This window comes from Mycobacterium sp. NGS48 (assembly GCF_059812585.1).
The window spans coordinates 366585-386797 of the sequence record NZ_JCALCY010000005.1; the positions used below are offsets into that span (position 1 = coordinate 366585).

Sequence of the window (20213 nt, forward strand, 5' to 3'; positions counted from 1 at the left end):
TTAGAGGACTACGGTCGGTTCATGCGATTCGCGTTCAAAACTTCACCGCAGCACACCACCTGGGCACAGATGCTGGCCGTTTGGAAGGCGGCCGACGATATCGACGTCTTCGAGTCTGGGTGGACCTTCGACCACTTCTATCCGATCTTCACCGATTCCGCCGGCCCGTGTCTGGAGGGCTGGACGACGTTGACCGCGCTGGCTCAAGCCACGACGCGACTTCGGTTGGGCACTTTGGTCACCGGCATCCACTACCGCCATCCGGCGGTGCTGGCCAATATGGCGGCTGCGCTGGACATCATTTCCGACGGCCGGCTCGAGTTGGGCATCGGCGCGGGGTGGAATGAGGAGGAGTCCGGCGCCTACGGCATTGAGCTGGGCAGCATCAAAGAACGCTTCGACCGGTTCGAGGAGGCATGCCAGGTGCTGACCAGCCTGTTGAGCCGGGAGACCACCGACTTCGACGGCCGCTACTACCAGCTCAAAGACGCTCGCAACGAACCCAAGGGGCCGCAGCGGCCGCACCCGCCGATCTGCATCGGCGGCAGCGGGGAGAAGCGCACACTGCGTATCACTGCGCGATACGCCCAGCACTGGAACTTCGTCGGCGGCACACCGGAGGAGTTCGCCCGCAAGCGCGACGTGCTGGCCGCCCACTGCGCAGATATCGGCCGTGACCCCAAGGAGATCATGCTGTCTGCGCACTTGTTCCTCGGTGACGACCGCAACTACGGGCAGGTCATCGAAAATGCGGCTGCGCTGAGCGCTGAAGGTCTCGATCTGGGCATCGTGTACATCGTCCCGCCGCATGACCCGGCGGTGCTGGAGTCGCTCGCCGAGGCGATCCGCGGGTCAGGATTGTGCGGTTAGAACGCCCAACTCACGGGGTCACGGTGAATGTGGTGTCGTAGGTTTCCGGGTTGTACGGCATCCCTTTCGGGTTCGTGCAGATACTCACCCGCATGTGCACGACCCATTGTCCGTGCTCGTTGTCCACAAATTCGGTGATGGTGGGCCCATACGGTGAACCCCATCTGTTGGCGCTGTCTTGGATTGGACCCACGAGTTGCTCGGGCACCGCGTCGAACAATGCCTCGGCAGTGCGTGCTGCTATGCCCTCGACAGGTCCGGCCTCGGTGGCGCCCACCAACAGGTATCCGCCGCCGTTGGGAAGCGCCACGATGTGGCTTTCCCGGTTACCGTTTATGGCGCCGCTGAAAGTTTGGTACGGCTGCGGAGGCAGCAGGTTACCCCAGTCGTGGCTTTTCCCGACGGGCTCAGAGCGCCACATCGCGCGATTGCCCGCTGGGGTAGTTCCGACGATGATCATGCGCCCGCTGTGCGGGTCAAAAACACCGCTGGCCCGCGAAACGCCGTCCAGGACGTACAAACGCTGTTCGAAATCGGCGAGATCTACCACGACCGTCTCCGGCGCCCGATAGCCGAGATCTCCGGTGCTGCTGCTGTTCTCGTACGGCACGAGGGCAAAGAACGCGTAGTACTCGCCGTTCGGGCCAATCGCGGTACCGGTCGGAATGGGCCGCTCTAACGGTTTTCCATTCGCATCCCGACGAACCGGCAACGGGTTGTCTCCGTCGTATGTCCGCGGTATGTGCATCTGCGGATAGCCTGATCTGCCATCGGCGGCGACGCCATCCCCGCCGAGCCGGATACCGGTGCCCGGGATCGTCGCGCCCAAGTCATCGTGAGTTTGTTCAGCGGGTGTGTGCACCGTCGCCGGCCCGTGGATCGTAGGACCTGCACCGCCCAGGTTGCCCGGTGCTTCGGTGACATGGCCCGGCAGGCCTTTGATGGCATTCCGCAGGTCCTGGGCGAGCCTGCGGTCTTGAGTGTCGTATTCGGCCAGCAACTTGGCTAACGCCACCGAGTTGGTCGCCGCCAGTTGGCGCAGGCGCATCGCACTGACCGGGCTCGATTGGAACAACCGCTGTAGTGGACCGTCGGGCCGGACCGAGACGGTTCCGTGCGGTGCCACCTGCCAGCCTTGTTGCTGGAGTTGCTCAAGGATCCGCAGGGTGCTGGCGCGCGTCACGGCCAGTTGGTCGCCTCCACTTTGCAGTACCGATCGGAATCGCTGCAGCGTGTCAGCCAGTTGTTGCTGCTGCGCCAGCGTGCGCTCGACACGGGTCGCGGCCGCCTCGGAGGCTGCCCCCTCCCAACGGTCGCGCAGCTGCATCAGTGCTTGCCGCCCGGCGCTGAGTTGCTCCCGGACGGCAGCCGCCGAGGCGCCTACCTGGCCGGCGGCCTGCGTCACTCGGTCGGGGTTAGATGCCTCAACGTCGCGAATGTTGACCATGCGTCAGGCATCGTACCGGCGCAGCAATGCCAGGCTGTCGACAAAGGCCGAGTATCCGCAACATTTAGAACCGGCACGCCCAGATAACAAACCGATCAATTTGAGCAAACGGAAGTGGATGAAATAGTCAGTCGGCGCGAAGGCCTACACGCCGAAGCGCAGCAGCTCTTCAGGTGTGATCAGCCGTTCATGTCGAGCGGGGAATTCGCGGCTCTTAACCGGATGCCGAAACCATGACCAGGCGATTCGCCCCACCCGTGACCGGGGTAGTGGGTTGATGTACACAGTGATCACTCCTGCGGTCGGTCAACTGGACCGTGGCCCACGTTACGTGGCGCCCACACCGGGTTATTAGACACCTAACATCTGGCAAACAGCGCGAGACGCGCCGAGCAATTTATCAAATGTTGCAGATGTGTCTGGAGTGACTATCGTTGCGGAGCTGTCGTGGGTGTGATGGGCGCAGGCAATGCAGTTCGGCCCATCAAGTAACGATCTGCGGCTGCTGCCGCCGCGCGCCCCTCGGCGATCGCCCAGACGATCAATGATTGGCCGCGCCCCATGTCGCCGGCAACGTAGACGCCGGGCACCGAAGTCTCGAAGTCCTTGCCACGCGCGACGTTACCGCGGTCGGTCAGCTCCACGCCCAGGTCGGTCAGCAGGCCGGGCTGCTCCGGGCCGACGAACCCCATCGCCAACAACACCAGATCGGCCTCGATCTCAAAATCGCTGCCCGCCGTTTTGGCGAACTTGCCGTCCTGCATGGTCACCTCGTGCACCTTCAGCGCGGTGACGTGACCGTCTCGACCGACGAACTCCTCAGTGTTGACCGAGAACATCCGCTCGCCGCCCTCCTCATGCGCCGACGAGATCCGGAACATCAGCTCGTACATCGGCCACGGCGTGGATTCGGCGCGGGCCTGCGGCGGGCGCGGCATGATCTCGAACTGGTGCACAGTCACCGCTCCCTGGCGGTGCACGGTGCCCAGGCAGTCGGCTCCGGTGTCGCCACCGCCGATGATGATGACCTTCTTGCCCTTGGCGGTGATCGGCGGTTCGCCGTCGGGCCCGAGCACGTCATCGCCCTCTTGAACCCGGTTGGACCAGGGCAGAAACTCCATTGCCTGATGAATGCCGTCGAGCTCGCGGCCCGGGATGGGAAGATCGCGCGCGACAGTGGCGCCACCGGCCAGCACCACCGCATCGAAATCGGCGCGTAACTGCTCGGCGCTGATGTCGGCGCCGACTTCGACTCCCGCACGGAACTCGGTGCCCTCGGCGCTCATCTGTTCCAGCCGACGATCCAGGTACCGCTTTTCCATCTTGAATTCTGGGATGCCATAACGCAGCAGCCCCCCGATGCGGTCAGCCCGCTCGAAGACGGTCACGCTATGGCCCGCCCGGGTCAACTGTTGAGCGGCGGCCAGTCCGGCCGGACCCGATCCCACTACCGCAACCGTCTTGCCGGTCAGCTGCTCCGGGGGCAGCGGAACCACCCAGCCCTCGTCGAAAGCGTTCTCGACGATGTCCAGCTCGATCTGCTTGATGGTCACCGGATCCTGGTTGATACCCAGCACGCACGATGATTCACACGGCGCCGGGCAGAGGCGCCCGGTGAAGTCAGGGAAGTTGTTGGTGGCATGCAGCCGTTCGATTGCATCGCGCCAGCGGCCGGTGCGGACCAGGTCGTTCCACTCCGGGATCAGGTTGCCCAGCGGGCAGCCGTTGTGGCAGAACGGGATCCCGCAGTCCATACAACGCGTCGCCTGCTCCTGCAGGGTCTCGTGCGGGAAGTCTTCGTAGACTTCCTTCCAATCGCGCAGGCGCAGTTCCACCGGCCGGCGTTTCGGGGTCTCCCGGTGGGTGTACTTCAGAAAGCCCTTCGGATCAGCCATGCGCTGCCGCCATCACTGCGACGTCGACGTCGGCGCCATTGCGTTCGGCCTCGGCGATTGCCTGCAGTACCTGCTTGTAGTCGCGGGGCATCACCTTGCAGAAGCGGCGCTGCTCGCCTGCCCAGTCGGCCAGGATGCGCTGGCCGACCGCGGAGTCGGTCGCATCGACATGCGCCTGGATGATGCCGTGCAGCCAGGCCAGGTCGTCGTCGTCGAGGCTCTCCAACTCCACCATCTCGGTGTTGAGGTGGGAGGGGAACACGGCCTCGGGGTCGTACACGTAGGCCACGCCGCCAGACATACCGGCCGCGAAGTTGCGGCCGGTATGGCCCAGGATGACCACTTTGCCTCCGGTCATGTACTCACAGCCGTGATCGCCGACTCCCTCGACCACCGCGTGGGCCCCGGAGTTGCGCACCGCGAATCGTTCGCCGACCACGCCGCGCAGAAACACCTCGCCGCTGGAGGCGCCGAACAGGATGACGTTGCCGCCGATGATGTTGTCTTCAGCCGCATAGCCTTCCGGCGAACTATCCGACGGCCGCACCACGATCCGTCCCCCGGACAACCCCTTGCCGACATAGTCGTTGGCGTCGCCGTAGACCCGCAGCGTGATGCCTTTGGGCACAAACGCACCGAAGCTGTTGCCGGCCGAGCCGTCGAACGTGATGTCGATGGTGCCGTCCGGCAAGCCCTGGCCGCCATAAGCTTTCGTCACTTCGTGGCCGAGCATGGTGCCCACGGTGCGGTTGACGTTGCTGATTGTCGTAGAGAAACGAACGGGCGAACCGGAATCCAGTGCCTCGCGGCTCATCACGATCAACTGCTGGTCCAGCGCCTTGTCCAAGCCGTGGTCCTGGCTGGAACTGCAGTACAGGTCCTGGTTCATGAACGCCGACTCCGGCTCGTGCAGCACCGGCGCCAGGTCGAGCTTGTGCGCCTTCCAGTGTGCGCGTGCCAACGTGGTGTCCAACGCTCCCACTTGGCCGACGGCCTCGGTGAGCGTGCGGAAGCCCAGCGCTGCCATGTATTCGCGGACTTCTTCGGCGATGAACAGGAAGAAGTTCTCGACGAATTCGGGCTTGCCGGTAAACCGTTGCCGCAGTACCGGATTCTGGGTAGCCACGCCGACCGGACAGGTGTCGAGGTGACAGACCCGCATCATGATGCAGCCAGACACCACGAGTGGGGCGGTGGCAAAACCGAACTCCTCGCCGCCAAGCAACGCGGCGATCATCACGTCACGCCCGGTCTTGAGCTGACCGTCGACCTGGACGACGATCCGGTCGCGTAACCCGTTGAGCAGCAACGTCTGCTGGGTTTCGGCCAGCCCCAGCTCCCACGGCGCGCCGGCGTGCTTCATCGACGTCAGGGGAGTGGCACCGGTACCGCCGTCGTGACCGGAGATCAGCACCACGTCGGCGTGCGCCTTCGACACACCGGCGGCCACCGTGCCGACACCGTTCTCCGCGACCAGCTTGACGTGGATCCGCGCCGACGGGTTGGCGTTCTTGAGGTCGTGGATCAGCTGCGCCAGGTCCTCGATGGAGTAGATGTCGTGGTGCGGGGGCGGCGAGATCAACCCGACTCCCGGGGTGGAGTGCCGCACCTCGGCAATCCACGGGTACACCTTGCCGCCCGGAAGCTGGCCGCCCTCACCAGGCTTGGCGCCCTGGGCCATCTTGATCTGAATGTCGCTGCAGTTGGACAGATAGTGCGAGGTGACACCGAACCGGCCCGAGGCGACCTGCTTGATCGCACTGCGCCGCCAATCCCCGTTGGGATCATGCTCGAAGCGGCTGACGTGCTCGCCACCCTCGCCGCAGTTCGACCGGCCACCCAGCCGGTTCATGGCGATGGCCAGTGTCTCGTGCGCTTCGGCGGAGATGGATCCGTAGCTCATTGCGCCAGTGGCGAACCGCTTGACGATCTCGGTGGCCGGTTCGACCTCGTCGAGCGGAACCGGCGGTCGGAGGCCATCGCGGAATTTCAGCAGCCCCCGCAGCGATGCCATCCGCTCACTCTGGTCGTCAACCAGACGGGTGTATTCCTTGAAGATCTTGTACTGCCCGGTGCGGGTGGAGTGCTGCAGCTTGAAAACGGTGTCGGGGTTGAACAGGTGGTACTCGCCTTCCCGGCGCCACTGGTATTCGCCGCCCACCTCGAGTTCACGGTGCGCTCGTTCGTCGGGGCGGTCCAGGAACGCCAGCGCGTGGCGGGTGGCGACGTCCGCGGCGATGTCGTCGAGGGTGATACCGCTTGTGGGACAGGTCAGTCCGGTGAAGTATTCGTCGAGCAGATCCTCCGAAACGCCGACGGCCTGGAACAGTTGCGCGCCGGTGTAGGACGCCAGCGTTGAGATACCCATTTTGGACATCACTTTCAGCACACCCTTGCCGGCGGCCTTGATGTAGTTCTGCAGCGCTTTCTCGAGCTCGATCCCGGTGATGGCACCGCGATCGAGCATGTCCGCGATGGACTCGAAAGCCATGTAAGGGTTGATCGCCGCGGCCCCGAATCCGACCAGCGCGGCCATGTGGTGCACCTCGCGGGCGTCACCGGACTCCACCACCAGCCCGACCTTGGTGCGGGACCGCTCGCGCACCAGATGGTGATGCACCGCCGAGACCGCCAGCAGCGACGGGATCGGGGCCATCTCCTGGTCGGACTCGCGGTCGGACAAGATGATGATCCGCGCGCCGTCGGCGATCGCTGCCGAGGTCTGCGAACGTACGTCGTCCAGCGCGGCCTTCAGACCGGCACCGCCCTCGTTAACCGGGTATAGACAGCGAATCACTTTGGACCGCAAGCCATGCCGCCGTCCATTGACCTCTGCGTCGGGGTCGAGGTTGATCAGCTTGGCCAGCTCGTGGTTGCGCAGAATCGGCTGCGACAACACGATCTGGCGGCAGGAGTCCTCGTTGGGGTTGAGCAGGTCGCCCTCTGGTCCAAGGGCCCCGTTCAGGCTGGTCACCACCTCTTCGCGGATGGCGTCCAGCGGTGGGTTGGTCACCTGGGCGAACAGCTGCTGGAAGTAGTCGAACAGCATCCGCGGCCGCTCCGAGAGCACCGCGACCGGGGTGTCGGTGCCCATCGACCCAAGCGGCTCGGCGCCGGTGCGCACCATCGGCGCCACCAGCAGGTTGAGCTCCTCGTAGGTGTAACCGAAAACCAACTGGCGCAACACCACCCGGTGGTGCGGCATCTGCACGTAGTTGCCTTGCGGCAACTCCTCGAGCGGGACCAGTCCCTTGTCGAGCCACTCCTGATAAGGGTGCTCGGCGGCCAGCTCCGCTTTGATCTCTTCGTCGGCGACGATGCGGCCCTGCGCGGTGTCGACCAGGAACATCCGGCCTGGCTGCAACCGCATCCGGCGCACCACCGTCGACGGGTCGAGATCCAGCACACCGGCCTCTGAGGCCATCACGACCAGACCGTCGTCGGTGACCCAGATCCGGGACGGCCGTAGGCCGTTGCGGTCCAGCACCGCGCCGATGATGGTGCCGTCGGTGAACGTCATCGACGCCGGGCCGTCCCACGGCTCCATCAGTGACGAGTGGTAGGCGTAAAACGCGCGGCGGGCCGGATCCATCGACTCGTGGCGCTCCCACGCCTCGGGGATCATCATCAGCACCGCGTGCGCCAAGCTGCGACCGCCCAAGTGCAGCAATTCCAGCACCTCGTCGAAGCGGGCGGTGTCGGAGGCGCCGGGAGTGCAAATCGGGAACAGCTTGTCGGCGCTATTCAGGTCGCCGGGCTCCCCGAAGACGTCCGTGCGGATCAGCGCCTCTCTGGCGCGCATCCAGTTCTCGTTGCCCGTAACGGTGTTGATCTCGCCGTTATGGGCGATACGCCGGAACGGATGGGCCAACGGCCAGGATGGGAAAGTGTTGGTGGAGAACCGCGAGTGCACGATGCCCAACGCACTGGTCAGCCGATCGTCTTGCAGGTCGAGATAGAACGCCTTGAGTTGCGGCGTGGTCAACATGCCCTTGTACACAAAAGTCTGACCGGAAAGACTTGCAAAATAAACAGTCTCGCGTCCAGGACCGTCCTGCCCGGGGCCCTTGGTGCCGAGTTCGTGTTCGGCGCGCTTGCGGATCACATAGGCGCGCCGCTCCAGCTCCATCCCCGAGGCTCCGGCGACGAACAACTGCCGGAAGGTGGGCATGGCGTCACGGGACAGTGCACCCAGCGAGGAATCGTCGGTGGGTACGTCGCGCCAGCCGAGCACCTTTAATCCTTCGGAGGCCACGATCTTCTCCACCGCGGCGCAGGCGGTCGCGGCGTCCTTGGACGACTGCGGCAAGAACGCGATACCGGTGGCGTAGCTGCCCGGGGCCGGCAATTCGAAGTCGACGGTCGCACGCAAGAAGTCGTCGGGGACCTGGATCAGGATGCCCGCTCCGTCACCGCTGTGCGGTTCGGCACCGGCGGCGCCGCGGTGCTCGAGGTTGAGCAGCGCCGTGATCGCCTTTTCCACGATGTCGCGGCTGCGGCGGCCGTGCATGTCGACGACCATCGCTACCCCGCACGAGTCGTGCTCGAAAGCGGGGTTGTACAGCCCGACGCGGTTGGGCGCCATTCTTACCTGACCCTTCACCAAGATCTTTCTGCGCGGCATTCATGAGTAGCTCCGGCGGCGCCGCCCCTATGGAGAGCGGCTAAGCCCGTCGGCCCTTGTCGATATCCTGTACGCCAAACGGCGAAGACCCGGAGCAAGGGAATGCGTCCGTGCAGCGCTGAACGGTGGCCCTGTACCCAGTTCTCGACAAGTCGTAAAACGATATGACAAAAACTGCCTGACATGCCAACTTGATCAATAGTAACCTGTCGGTTGGCGGTGCCGAGCTGGCGAAACGGTAGACAGTACGCGAATTTGCCGGTTCCGGTTGCGCGCCTGAGTATTTGCCTGCTGTGACGTTGCGTTCAGCGACTCGCAGCCGCGAATCGCGGTAGGACGAATCCAGGCTCGCTGATTTGCTGTGATCACCACCTGGCGGCATTTCGGCAGCGCCTCATTGGTCCTGAACTAACCATGATGCAGTGATGGAACTCACCATAAGCCGTGGCAGCGGGCATCGATGCGGTATTCGCCGGCGCTGGTGTGGAATCACCGGCGGTGATGGCGTGCTGCGGACCACGTTTGCGCAACAACTTTGCACGAGATTGCGGATCGCCACCGTGCTTCTCCGGCGCCCCGATAACCGATACTGGACTGGCGGCAGCCTGTAAACCCACGGTCGATGCCAGCTGAGGAGCCTATGAACGAGCGCGACGACTTCCTGCGGGACCGATTTCGGCCTGCGCAGCCCGGCGCACCCTCGCCGCCCCCGCCGCGTCCGCAATCGGCGAGTCCGGGGCCGATGCCGCCCCATCCGTTCCCACCGGCGACGCCGTCGCGCCCCAGAATGACCCCGGGGCGGCCGCGGTCCCCCGGTGTACCCCCTACTGAGCGTTGGCCCGACTTCAGGCTTGGGCCGGCGCCGATCGCGCCGCCGCGACGCCCCGCGCCGGGCCGTGGTTGGCGGCGCATGCTCTGGACAGCCACATTCGGCCTGGTCAATCTGGGTCCTTCGGCGGCAGAACGACAGGAAGCGGAATTCGAGGACGTCATCAAATCGGTCCTGCGCGGTAACTACAAGGTCGGCGTGCTCGGCAAGGGCGGCGTCGGAAAAACCACCGTCGCGGCCAGCGTCGGATCGATCTTTGCCGAGTTGCGGCGCCAGGACCGCGTGGTGGCAATCGACGCCGACACCGCCTTCGGGCGCCTCGGCAGCCGGATCGATCCGCGGACCAGTGGTTCCTATTGGGAACTGACGGCCGACAAAAATCTGCAGTCGTTCGCCGATGTCAGCTCTCGCGTTGGCAGCAACTCGGCCGGTCTCTACGTGCTGGCCGGAGAACCGCCGGCAGGGCCGCGGCGGGTGCTCGATCCGGCGATCTACCGGGAAGCCACGTTGCGGCTGGACCGTCATTTCACGATCGCGATCATCGACTGCGGGTCGACGATGGACGCGCCTGTGACCCAAGAGGCCCTCAGCGACCTGGACGCTCTGATCGTGGTGTCCTCGCCCTGGGCCGACGGAGCCTCGGCTGCCGCGCAGACCATGGAGTGGTTGTCTGCGCACGGCCGGACCGATCTGCTGCGGCGAAGCATCGTGGTACTCAACGATTCCGACGGGCACGCCGACAAACGGACACGTTCGGTGTTGGCGCGCCAATTCCTCGACCGCGGTCAGATGGTGGTCGAGGTGCCCTTCGATCCCCACCTGCGACCCGGCGGCGTCATCGACGTCACCAGCGAGATGGCTCCGGCGGCGCGGCGGCGGTTTTTGCAGATCGCCGCGACGATCGCCCGGTTCTTCGCGTCTGAGCCGCCCGGCGCGCGGGAACGCGGCTAGCGGTTCTCTGCGCGCGCCGACGGGTCGGCGGTCGCTTCGATCTTGGTGACGAGTTGGCCACCGATGGTCAACACGACGACGGCGAAGAGCCGGCGCTGTGCGTAGGCCAGCAGCACCGGCTGCCCGGCGGGCCCGCTGACCAATGTCACGCCTGGGCCCAAGTAGCGCAGCAGGTTGGTGGCAACATCGCGCGGGCCATGGTTGACCTGCGGCGGCAAGGCATGCTCGACGAGCACCGTGCCGACCCCCCACACGGTCGGATCCAGTACTGCCGCCAGTGCCTGCAGGTCGCCGTTGGCGCAGGCCGTGATGAACTTCTCGGTGACCAGTTGGTGCTCGGCCGGGGAGATGTCACTGAGCTTGGGGCGTCCGACGGTGAACTTCGTCCGCGCGCGCCGCGCCAGCTGGCGACAGGTGCCAACCGGGCGACCCACCGTCTCGGCGATGGTGTCGAAGGGAAGCCCGAACACGTCGTGCAGCACAAACGACACCCGCTCACCGGGGCTCAGCCGGCGTAGGACTTCCAGCAGCGCGGTACGGACCTCGTCGTCGAGGGTGACCCGGTCCGCCGGATCAATCCGACGGGATTGATTGAGCGCCAACGCGTCTGCACCGAGCTCTTCCGGGTGTTCACGGCGGGCCCGCGCCGAACGTACCTGGTCGAGGCACAGCCGGCCGGCGACCACGGTAAGCCAGCCTCGGACGTCGTCGAGCTCGCTGACGTCAGTTCGGGATAACCGCAGAAATGCTTCTTGCGCAACGTCTTCGGCGTCACCGATATCCCCGAGCATCTGATAGGCGAGGTTGACCAGGTAAGGCCGGTGACGTCGCCAAGCCTCGGCGATCTGCTCAGACTGCGGTTCGGTCATATGTCGACGACGATCTACTGCCGGAAAAAGTTACATGCTGTGGCCGTAACTTTCCCATGCTGCGCGCCGTCCTTGGTGAAAAGCACAGTCTTAACCGTCAGGAAGGAGCCCATCATGACGATCGTGGTCACCGGAGCGACCGGTAACGTCGGCCGTCCCCTGGTTACTGAACTGGTCGCCGCAGGCGCGCAGGTTCGGGCGGTCACCCGTTCTTCTGACACCGCAGGATTTCCCGCCGGTGTCGAGGTGGTCGGCTCGGCTATCGATGCGCTGGCCGGCGCCTCGGCGGTGTTCCTCAACTCGCGTGCGTTGGGTGATCAGCTTGCCGAAGTGGCAGCACTGGCCACGCGCAGCGGGGTTGCCAAACTGGTCGCGCTGTCGTCGCTCAACGCCGATGACGACTTCTCGCGGCAACCGTCGCGTTGTCGCGGCGACCGCAACACCGAAGTCGAGCAGTTCGCCGTCGAATCCGGCTTGGACTGGGTGAGCTTACGGCCATCGGTGTTCGCCTCGAACTTCATCGGGATGTGGGCGCCACAGATCCGGGCCGGCGATGTCGTCGGCGGCCCTTGCGCGGCGGCGTCGACCGCGCCGATCGCCGACAGCGACATCGCCGCAGTCGCAGTACGGGCGCTGCTCAGCGATGAACTCGACGGGCGCAAGGTTGCACTGACCGGGCCGCAAGCACTCACCGATATTGAGTTGGTGCGCACCATCGGTGCGGTGTTGGGCCGTGAGCTGAGGTATCTGGAGGTGCCGCCGGAGGTAGTGCGGCAGCACTTCGTCGCCATCGGCCTGGGCGCTCAATTCGCGGATGCCTATATGGCGATGCTCGCCGAGACACTGGACAAGCCGGCGCTGGTCACTTATGAGGTGGAGAAGATCGTGGGTCGCCCGGCCGTCACGTTTGCCCAGTGGGCCGCCCAACACCGCGATGTGTTCACCAATTAACCAAGGAGGCAAGGCATGTCTGATCCACGCCCGCCGCGTTACCTCAAGTCGATGAACAAGATAATGATGGCCGTGCAGAAGCTCGGTATACCGACCGGGCCGGCCATGGTCTTGACGGTGCCGGGCCGCAAGTCCGGTCAACCGCGCAGCACGCCGATGACACCGTTCGAATTCCATGGTGGTCTCTACGTCGTAGCCGGCTATCCCGGTGCGGATTGGGCCGCCAATGCCCGCGCGGCGGGCGCCGGCACGCTGCACCGCGGACGCACGTCACGTGAGGTCAGGATCGTCGAATTGACCGCCGAGCAGGCGCGTCCGGTGCTGCGGGCGTTTCCAGTCGAGGTGCCCGTCGGCGTGGCATTTGCGAAGCGCTCCGGAATGGTGCGAGACGGCACGCCTGACGAATTCGAAGCCCTGGCCGGCCGTATCGCGGTGTTTCGATTCATCTAATGCGTTGAGCACAGCTGCACAGCGGATGTTCAGAGCGCGACGGGCACGTGCTTTTCGGCGCACGCGTCGATTACCGCCCTGGTCACGTCCGGGGTACGTAACGTCTCGAGGTCGTCGACCGTCACCGATCCGTTGGCAGCACGGTGCTGGGCGGCCACTCGTGAATCTCGCAGTCGCTCAGCGCGTTCGATTACGTTGCGGGCAAAGCGCCCGTTCTGCATGACGTCGATGCCGTGGTTGCCGTCCGGCGCCCGATAGGCTCGCAGGGTTGTGCACCCGCCAGTCAGTGCCTCGCGCGCGGCAGGATCCAGGACGGTGGCCCGCGGCTGCCCGTAACGCACCGCGATCTCGACCAGCTCTTCGGGTGTATACGACGCGAAGCGCAGCCTGCGATTGAACCGACCGGCTAAACCCGGGTTGACGGTGAGGAATTCGTCGACTTCTTTCTCGTAACCGGCTCCGATGAAGCAGAAGTCGAACCTGTGCACCTCCAGCGCAACCAGCAACTGATTGACCGCTTCCATCCCGATCATGTCCGGTCGGCCGTCGTGGTGGCGTTCTACCAGCGAATAGAACTCGTCCATGAACAGGATGCGGCCCAGCGAGCGGTTGATGAGCTCGTTGGTCTTAGGCCCTGACGCTCCGATGTATTCGCCGCAGAAGTCCGCCCGTTTGACTTCGACGATTTCGGGGTGCCGCACAATACCCAGGCCTGCATAGATCTTTCCCAGCGCCGCTGCGGTTGTGGTCTTCCCGGTGCCGGGCGGGCCGACTAGCAAGACGTGATTGGTCTGGCTGGCCACCGGCAGCCCGGCCGCCAGCCGCAACGCGCGGACCTCGATCTGGTCCTCGAGCTCGGCCACCACACGCTTCACTTCGGCCAGACCGACCTGGTTGTTGAGCAGCGCACGACCTTCGGCCAGCAGTTCCCGGCGCCGCTCGTTGCTTTCTTCCTCCCGGCGCTGCTGGCCGGACCGCTCAGTGGTGACGTCCCATTTGTCGGTGCGGCTATCGATGGTCTGCTCGTCGGTGATCGCCAGCTGCAGATTCGGGTCGGCCAACGCCTGTTTCGCAGCCGAGGTCAGCGCACCATTGATCGTCGCCCTGGACAACCAGATCTGTGCGTTGTCCTGCTCATCGAGCAAGCGGTGCGCCATTCCGCGTACATAGGCCAGATCGGCTGCGATCAGCGGGAATTCGCCGGGGTCGATCGCGGCGACCGGGCTGTCGTGCTGGGTGCGGTGGTGCTCGGTCAGCTCGGCGGGCCCGGCCCCCAGCTCCACTCGGTCCGTCCAGTCCAGGGAAACCAGCGCTTGCCCAAGGTGGGCCGCCGCGTAGGCGGCCAGCGTCGTGGTCGCTGCGCTGACCGCCGACATGATGATGGCCTGTGGCGGCAGGGTAGTGGCTGCAACTGAGATCACGTCAGGCCAGCGCTCGGTGGCGAACATCAGGTAGGCACGGATGTACTGCTGCCATTGGTGGTTCTCCCAGGTGTCCAGCAGAGTCGAATCATTCAGCAGCACAGCGGCTTTCTGGTATGCACCATCGTCGATGAAAGCGCTGGCCAATGCCAGACCGGCATGCGAGGACTCGGTAACCGTGATGGATAGATACGGCCCCGCTTTGATGGGCGCAGACAACTGCACGCCGAGCCGGTTGGTTTCCCGGTGCAGTCGGGCGCCACAGGCGTACAGCGTCTGCAGCGTCGACGACGCCTTGTCGCCGGTGGCGATTCGGCCCAGCCAGGCATCGGCCATCGACGGATCGATCTCGGTTGCCTCCCGGAACCGCGCCTGCGCGACGACGACGTCGGAGTCGAATACCGCCATCGCCTGATCGAACCGCTTACGCGCGGCGACGATCGACGTGCTGCCGGCCATCAGCTAGTCCACCGGTGCGAGCCCGGCCGCGGTCAGCCCGGCGGAACAAGAAGCCGCATAGCGGTTCTCCGCGCGAAACAACTCGACCTCGACGGTGTAGACCCGCCCGGCGGCATGTACTTCCACGGTCGCCGGACCGGTCTGGATGATCAGCACATCGACGGATCCCCGGTAAGGCTCACCCGGTTCGCCGACGGAGACCAGTGTGTGCGGCCGGGGCGCCGGCGCAATGGTGCCGTCCACGACGCTGACCGTGGTGCCGGCGGCGGGTCTCGGCTGGTCACTCACCGCAATGTCGGACATGCGAACACTGGCCCAGCGCTGCGTGTTCCGAGTGTGGACCGTAATGCGTTCACCGGCCCCGGCCATCCGAACCACAATCCGTTTCGCCACATCGTCGTCTGCGGCGATGTGCACGCGGCTGAATTCGCCGGGGTCGCCGAGGGGCAGCGCGAACCGGTTGCCGGCCGCGTCCTTGCCGAGGAGCACACCGGACGGCCCGATCGGCACAACGAGCCGACCGGTCAGTGCGCCCCGGCGCATACCGCCGATCGGCGGCATCGGACCGCAAAGATTCGCGGCGAGGGCTTGCAGCTGTTCGCCCGGCAACGTCCGCAACAGCACGCTCGGTGGGGCGGCCGGCGGCCGGGCATCGCAGATCGTGATGGTGGCAGTGGCAGTGCCGTCGTGGAACAGCGTGACATTCTGAATGATTGCATCAGCGCGCACCGCCCATCCTTGCGCCAAATTATCGGCAGTGATGTCGCGCGGGAGATACCAGTAGGTCGTCAGCGAACCGATGTCGCTGCGCACCGAGTTCCAGCGCTGTTCATGAGCGTCCAGCGCCGATCGGCCCAGCCGTCGCTCCAGCTCGAGGATGTCGGTGGCCGTCGCCACCCTGGCGCGAATCCCCTGCTGGCGCAGGGCACCACCAACCCGCTGCGCGGTCGCCAGCGTCGCGGTGCCGATTGAGGCGCGACATTGCAATCCCTGGGCGTTATCCGGGCCCGCGACCCGCACGATGACCCAGGTTTCGCGCCGTCCGGCATAGGGCACGGCGCCAATCAGGGTGTCGTAGAGCCGCGGGTAGACGCCGGTGCTGCGCCGTCTCGCACCCGAACTGACCACACTCAACGAATCGATTGTCAGGCCCAGGCTTTGACGCATCAACGGGTGCAGCGCCGTGACGTCCAGCATGTTCGCGGTATACGTCGATGTCGAACCGGCGAACAGTGTCGGCGTGTGCGCGGCGCCGAGCAGTTGTAGCGCGGCCACCGCAACGCCGCCCTGGTAGCGAACACCGCCTCCGGCGCCGTCGTTGACCACCGTCACGGGCTCGTTCCAGGCCAGGGGCCGGCCACGTCGCATCCATAACGCCAGCCATGACCACAGCGTCCGACGTCGCCACGGGATCACGGCCGCGACAGTTCCGAACGTCAACCCTGCTGCGGCGCCGATGTATCCGTCGAACGACCAGCCAAGGAGGCCGGTGAGCAGGACGCCGGCGATGATTGCCTGCCTGCTAGTCGCGTTCATCGCGCCCGCCGGGCTCGCCCGACGATCGATGCGACCATTACCGCAGCGACGACGATCCCGGCGAAAACCAATGCCATCGTGCGCGCCCGGTAATCCGGTGCCGCCGGCGGTGCAGCCGGCATCACCACCCGGCTCTGCGTAACCGGTGAAACACGTTCTCCCGGAGGAACCTCGAAGGTCAGAGCTGCTACGGGATCCACCACGCCGTGACCCACCTGATTGTCGACCCCACGTGGCGGGTTGTGTGCGGTTTGCAGGATTCGGTTGATGACCTGGTGGGCGGAGAGTTCCGGATACTTTGCCCGCACCAGAGCGGCGACGCCGCTGACATAGGCGGCCGAGAAACTCGTTCCCCAGAATGGCATGGTCTGCTCTCCCGGGCGGGTCGCAGGATAAGCGTTGACCGCAGTGCCGGTTTGCGGTGAGAGCCCCATGACCCCCACACCCGGTGCCGCCGCGCCCACCCACGGCCCGGCAAGGCTTTTGCTGACCGGGACACCGGTGTTGTCGACTGCACCCACCGATAGGACGTAGTCGGCGAACCAGGACGGCGACGACACCGTCTTGACTTGATGCCAGTCGCGCGGATCGGACGGATCCAGTGGATCAAAGAACGGGTTCTGGATGCAGGAATCCTCCCCCTCGTTGCCCGCGGCGGCGACGATGACCGCGTCTTTCACCGTGGCGGCATACCAAACCGCGGCGCCGACGGCGCTCTGGTCCAGCGGGTCTGCCGCCGACACGCACGATGTCACACTGATGTTGATCACCTTGGCGCCCATGTCGGCCGCGTGGACGATCGCCTTCGCCAGGGTGGCGACGGTGCCGGCCTTCTTCTGCGCCTCGGCGTCGCCCGGTAGCGGGTTGATCGGCTCATAGGCCCGCGATGACTGGCGGATGGAGATGATTACCGCGTGCGGGGCAACCCCGACTACTCCGTCGGCTGCATCTGGCGGCGGCGTGGGCGCCTCCGGGGCATCGGGTTGACCAGATGTCGGCGGCGCCCCAGCGCTGACGGGCGGCGAACCTGCCGGCGCCGGAAAGGCCGGGGCGGCCGGCATCGGGGCGGGCATCGGAATCCCCTGGGGTGCAGCAGCAATCACTGACGCGACGATGGTTCCGTGTGCGTCGCAGTCGGTCAATCCGTCGCCGGCCATGATGTAGTCACCGCCGGCGACGACGGGCAACCGGCCGGTCGGATTGATCCCGGTATCGATCACCGCCACCGGTACCCCGTTGCCAGTCGAGTACTGCCAAGCTGTGCTGACGTTGAGCATGGTGAACCCGGGCGCGGTGGCCGCCACGTTCGGGTCGGCAACTGTTGTCGTCCGCGCGCAGACATTGCTCTGCCGCATCGACTGTTCCGGCTCCGGCCTGCCATCTGCCGGGACGCGGGCGGGGTCGACGCTCGGCAGCGGAATCGCGTGGGCCAGCGGCACGCTGGCCGATAGCACTACGACAAGTGCGATCGCGGTCCTAGAGATGCTGCCCGGTGTCATCGCATGCGTACCCAGGTGAACAAGCCGCCGATCCACGCGGCCAACGGCAAGGCGGCGGCAATCGCCGCCAATTCGAGCCATTCGGTGAGCATCCGCACCAGCGGCGTGAACTTGGTGATCGGGACCAGCAGCGCGGCCGCCAGGCCGGCGCCACCGAACCCAGTCAAAGCCAGGGCGGCCCACAGCAGCGGGTTGACCGATGCGGCCGGCTCGTGCAGGACAAATTTCGTGGCCCCGGCACATGCCCCTACGGCGGCCGCGCACACCAGCGCCACGGCTTGCCGCTTATCGGTGAATGCCCTTCCACGGCTGATGAAAATCAGCACGAGCAGCCCGGCCAACGTGGCTGCGGCCGGGCTACGGGACTGTCCGGGCATCAGGGTGAGCCAAACGCCGGCGGGCAGTGTTAGCGCGGCGCCTACGCAGATGCCGGTGAGCACACCGTTGGCGCGCACCGCAGCCGCGGCGAACTGCTTCCCGGGAGGCGTGGTATCCAGGTTCGCGTCATCCTCGGCATCCACCGGCGACACGGTGTCCACCGGCAGTCCGTCACGTCGACGAAACAGGTCACGGCCGGTGACCGACCCGAAGTGTGGCGGCCGGATCCGCGCGGCCCACAGGGCGATCGTCGGGGCGGCTGTCAACACCACCAGCAATGCGACCAGGGTGCACATGCCCAGCCACTGCGCCGGAACCGGTCGCCACATCCTGGCCGCGGCCAGAGCCCCGGCCACACCGCACAACGTGACAATGGCCGCCGCCGCGGCGATACGACGTTGCGTCGCCACGCTCACTGCCCAACTCAGCAGGGCCACAGCGAGCGCCGCCATGAATACGTGGGCGGATCCCAGCTGTCCGGGTGCGGCCCCGGCAGCGCCGCCGGCCAGCATCGGTACTGCGATCCAGCTGAATCCGTCCGCCAGGTCGCCGCGATGTGGCCACCGCAGCCACACCGCTGCCAGCCCGGCGGCGGCCAGCACGCCGAATGCTCCGGTGGCAATGCTGGGTGCCAGTGAGTCGGTGCGGGCGCGGACCCGCAGCGCCAGCGCGAACGCCGTTGCGGCAATCATCGCCAAGATGGCCAGCGCAGTGTGCGCCGCGGTGTCGGCCGTGACGGGCTCGAACAATTTCTTGCCGATCCGCGCCAACCCGGTCGACAGTGACTCGTACTGGGGCTCAAACGAATCGCCGTTCGTGATCGGGACCAGCACCAGGGTGGCGCCGTCCTCGACGCCGAGTTCATCGAGGGTCTTGCTGATGTCCAGTCGCACGCCGTTGACCTTGTGCAGTTCATAGCCGACGCCGGCCGTTAGTCCGGTCAACCCACGGCGTTTGAGCTCGTCGTCGAGCAATTCGACAATGTCGTCGATGAAGACTTCGATAGGCACCGACGCCGGGTATATCTGCGAGATCAGGTGCTTGCCGCACACCACTGCGACGGCGCAGCGCGCCGGAAGCGAGGCACTGGCCATCACTGAGTCCGGTCCGCTTCTGGAATGTACCTATCTGCCAGGGCGGCCGCGATTTCGTAGAGGCGCAGTCGTGTCTTCTCTTTCAGCTCATGTTGCGTGTCGATGATTCCGCCTTCCGCAAGATGCGGGTCGTATGGCATGAATTCAACGTTGGCGCCGGTTTGAGCAAATCGCTCGGTGAGGTAGCGCTCGGTCTGCGAGTCGTATTTGTCGCGACTGTCGTTGAGCACAATCACGCTGCGGGACACCAGCTCGTGGTAACCCATCGACCGCAACAGGTCAATCGAACGTGTCACCGGCAGCGAGGTATCCGCCGTCAGCCCGGATATGAACGTGAGTGTGTCGCAGGCATCGAAGACGGCCTTCATCACCGGGTGTTCGAGATCGTCCGACGTGTCGATCACGATGACGTTGTGAGTGCGTCGCAGCCGGGACAGTACCCCGGTGAACATCGACGGGGCCAATGGCCGCGGCTGGCCGGATCCGCGGTTTCCGGCCAGCACGTCCAATCCGACGCTGTTCTGCCCTAAGTGCTCGCGAATGTCGGCATAGCCCTGGACATCCGTGTCGTTCAGGACATCGGCGTAATCGCCGGGCGGCGCTTCGTCGATTCGGCCGGCCAGTGTCCCGAAACCGGGCGCGGCGTCCACAGCGACCACGTTCTCGGGCCGGCACTCGCGAAACACCGCGCCGATACAGGCGGTCATCGTGGTCTTGCCGACGCCCCCTTTGCCCGAAATTACGCCAACCACGTACTGCTTGCGGATGTGGCGCCGGATGCGTGCCTGCAAATCACGATGATGTCGTTCGGCCGGAGATTCGCCCAGATTCACAGCATGAAACGACGTACTGTAGACGAACTTTCGCCATCCAGTCGAGGGCGGAGTTTTCCGCGGTGCGACCATGTCGGAAATGCGCAGCCTGTCCGATACTGAACCCT

At 65.4% G+C, this 20213-nt stretch carries 12 protein-coding genes and 1 pseudogene; 4 read left to right on the forward strand and 9 right to left on the reverse strand.

Annotation, left to right across the window (positions count from 1 at the left end):
- Nucleotides 1–21: 21 nt before the first annotated feature.
- Nucleotides 22–870 carry an LLM class F420-dependent oxidoreductase gene (locus AC5Y42_RS12980; protein WP_499898595.1) on the forward strand — a complete coding sequence of 283 codons (849 nt, stop codon included), beginning with the start codon at nt 22–24 and terminating at the stop codon, nt 868–870.
- A gap of 10 nt (nt 871–880) precedes the next feature.
- Here AC5Y42_RS12980 and AC5Y42_RS12985 read toward each other — a convergent pair whose 3' ends face one another.
- The 3 genes from AC5Y42_RS12985 to gltB form a co-directional block, all read right to left on the reverse strand.
- Nucleotides 881–2317: a WXG100 family type VII secretion target gene (locus AC5Y42_RS12985; protein ID WP_499898596.1), complete on the reverse strand. Its 1437-nt coding sequence runs from the start codon at nt 2315–2317 to the stop codon at nt 881–883.
- A gap of 428 nt (nt 2318–2745) precedes the next feature.
- On the reverse strand, nt 2746–4212 hold the full coding sequence (locus tag AC5Y42_RS12990) for a glutamate synthase subunit beta (protein ID WP_499898597.1): 1467 nt from the start codon (nt 4210–4212) through the stop codon (nt 2746–2748).
- On the reverse strand, nt 4205–8797 hold the full coding sequence (gene gltB / locus AC5Y42_RS12995) for a glutamate synthase large subunit (RefSeq protein WP_499898598.1): 4593 nt from the start codon (nt 8795–8797) through the stop codon (nt 4205–4207). Before gltB ends, AC5Y42_RS12990 begins: the two co-directional genes overlap by 8 nt.
- 679 nt (nt 8798–9476) lie before the next feature.
- Between gltB and AC5Y42_RS13000 the strand changes: the two genes are divergently transcribed.
- Nucleotides 9477–10616 carry a MinD/ParA family ATP-binding protein gene (locus AC5Y42_RS13000; RefSeq protein WP_499898599.1) on the forward strand — a complete coding sequence of 380 codons (1140 nt, stop codon included), beginning with the start codon at nt 9477–9479 and terminating at the stop codon, nt 10614–10616.
- Here AC5Y42_RS13000 and sigI read toward each other — a convergent pair.
- The gene (gene sigI, locus AC5Y42_RS13005) at nt 10613–11485 is read right to left on the reverse strand and encodes an RNA polymerase sigma factor SigI (RefSeq protein WP_499898600.1); all 873 of its coding nucleotides are present in this window, start codon (nt 11483–11485) and stop codon (nt 10613–10615) included. The genes AC5Y42_RS13000 and sigI overlap by 4 nt on opposite strands.
- 114 nt (nt 11486–11599) lie before the next feature.
- On the opposite strand from sigI, the gene AC5Y42_RS13010 reads away from it, so the two are divergent.
- Nucleotides 11600–12436, forward strand: coding sequence for an NmrA family NAD(P)-binding protein (locus tag AC5Y42_RS13010; RefSeq protein ID WP_499898602.1), 837 nt, complete (start codon nt 11600–11602; stop codon nt 12434–12436).
- A gap of 15 nt (nt 12437–12451) precedes the next feature.
- Nucleotides 12452–12886 carry a nitroreductase family deazaflavin-dependent oxidoreductase gene (locus tag AC5Y42_RS13015; RefSeq protein ID WP_499898603.1) on the forward strand — a complete coding sequence of 145 codons (435 nt, stop codon included), beginning with the start codon at nt 12452–12454 and terminating at the stop codon, nt 12884–12886.
- A 29-nt stretch (nt 12887–12915) separates the two neighbouring features.
- On the opposite strand, the gene eccA is transcribed toward AC5Y42_RS13015, so the two are convergent.
- The 5 genes and pseudogenes from eccA to AC5Y42_RS13040 form a co-directional block, all read right to left on the reverse strand.
- Entirely contained in the window at nt 12916–14766 is a 1851-nt protein-coding gene (gene eccA / locus AC5Y42_RS13020) for a type VII secretion AAA-ATPase EccA (RefSeq protein ID WP_499898605.1), read from the reverse strand.
- A 3-nt stretch (nt 14767–14769) separates the two neighbouring features.
- Complete coding sequence (eccE, locus tag AC5Y42_RS13025; protein ID WP_499898607.1) at nt 14770–16302, reverse strand: type VII secretion protein EccE; 1533 nt, start codon at nt 16300–16302, stop codon at nt 14770–14772.
- Nucleotides 16299–17816 (reverse strand): type VII secretion-associated serine protease mycosin, encoded by a 1518-nt coding sequence (mycP, locus tag AC5Y42_RS13030; RefSeq protein WP_499898675.1) that lies wholly within the window; start codon nt 17814–17816, stop codon nt 16299–16301. Before mycP ends, eccE begins: the two co-directional genes overlap by 4 nt.
- Nucleotides 17798–19273, reverse strand: coding sequence for a type VII secretion integral membrane protein EccD (eccD, locus tag AC5Y42_RS13035; protein ID WP_499898609.1), 1476 nt, complete (start codon nt 19271–19273; stop codon nt 17798–17800). Before eccD ends, mycP begins: the two co-directional genes overlap by 19 nt.
- A pseudogene (locus AC5Y42_RS13040) lies at nt 19273–20208 on the reverse strand (MinD/ParA family ATP-binding protein); the annotation flags it as partial. The pseudogene AC5Y42_RS13040 and the gene eccD, both read right to left, overlap by 1 nt.
- Nucleotides 20209–20213: the final 5 nt, after the last annotated feature.